At 67.7% G+C, this 1507-nt stretch carries 2 pseudogenes; both read right to left on the bottom strand.

What is annotated here, in order from left to right:
- Positions 1-91 precede the first annotated feature (91 nt).
- Positions 92-310 (bottom strand): annotated as a pseudogene (locus ACIBEF_RS32420) (transposase); the annotation flags it as partial.
- 139 nt (positions 311-449) lie between these two features.
- Positions 450-1507: pseudogene (locus ACIBEF_RS32425) on the bottom strand (hypothetical protein); the annotation flags it as partial.

A 1507-nucleotide genomic window follows, 5' to 3' on the forward strand; every position in this document is an offset into this window, starting at 1 on the left:
GGCCACGCGTCGGGCCCAAACCATGCCTACCGGCAGAAACACCGCCAGCCGAACCCACCACACCAAGATCAATAACTCATGAAAGACCGAGGCTAAGGGACGTCATCGACCGGCTGCCGTTACGAATACTGCCCACGCCGGCACCGTCGGGTTCGTGTTGGCCATAGCCCAGGTGCTCGGTCATCTCCTCGTTCAACGCGGTCTCCAAGACCGTCATGGTCAACTGCCTGAGCAGCCCATCCGGGCCCGTCAACGACAGCCCTTGGTCCTTCACGGCCCGGACCAGCTCTGCCGCGGCTCTCGCCTCCGCCGACGGCTCCGCCTGCTTCTTTACCTCCGGTCTGGTCGTTCAGTGTCGCGGTCATCACGGCACCCCCTCACCAGGCACAACGCCCGGCAGGTCAGGCCGGAAACACTCTGAGATCCACAGACCCCCGCGAGATAGCCCTTCAGCGGTGGGGTGGCGCTGATGTGCCTGGTGTCGTGGTGTGCGGTGGGGATGTGCGCGAAGGGGAGGCTGATCGGGGACGGGTGGGGGTGGGGAAATAGCCGCGGTCCTCGCGGTTGGCGGCTCTCGGCTGTGCTGAGGCAGTAACGGTCGGCAGCCGCGCCGCGGCGGCGATGCCCGCCGATGTCACGGTTGGGGCCATGAGGTGCCAGGGGGCGATGATGTCAGTCATGGTGACAGTGGTGGGCGCCGGTCGTGGCGGTGGCGGGTTTTCAGCGAGGTGTGGGGGCTGCCGCTGACGGAGAAGATCGGCGATGCTCGGTGCACTGCCGGGGCCGGGGCCGGGGCCGGTCAGGGCGGTGGGGCCGGTCAGGGCGGTGGCGGTGTTCCCTGCGGGGACGGGCCCGGCAGGGACGGCTGCTGCGGGTTGCAGCCGCCATTTGCCGTCGGGGAGCGCGGTCGGATTGTGGTGCAGGCCGTGCGCGGCCAACGCGGCGACCAACACCGGATCCGGCGCCGCCATCCGCCCCCCGGTGGCCGAAGTTTTCCGCAGTGTGCTCACCAGTTGGCCGATGGGAACAGGGACGCTATGACCGGGCAGTATCACTGTGGTGTTGTACATGATGGGGGTGCCTACCGACAGGCGGTTCAACGCCTGGGCATAGTCCTGGTCGGTCCAGGTGATTTTGGCGCCGCTGGGTTGCAGCCGCCATTTGTTGTCGGGGAGCGTGGTCGGGCGCTGGTGCAGGCCGTGCGCGGCCAACGCGGTGACCAATACCGGATCCGGCGCCGCCGCCCGCCCCCCGGTAGCCGAGGCGTCCCGCAGTCTTTTCACCAGTTTGCCGATGGGAACAGGGACGAGATGACCGGGCAGCGTCACTGTGGTGTCGTTTTTGATGCGGGTGCCTACCGGGTGGCGGTTCAACGCCTGCGCATAGTCCTGATCGGTCCAGGTGATTATGTCGCCGCTGGGTAGCAGCCGCCATTTGTTGTCGGGGAGCGCGGTCGGGTTGTGGTGCAGGCCGTGCGCGGCCAACGCGGTGACCAACGCCGGATCCG

The sequence above is a fragment of the Micromonospora sp. NPDC050795 genome, from assembly GCF_044456785.1.
GTDB lineage: Bacteria > Actinomycetota > Actinomycetes > Mycobacteriales > Micromonosporaceae > Micromonospora.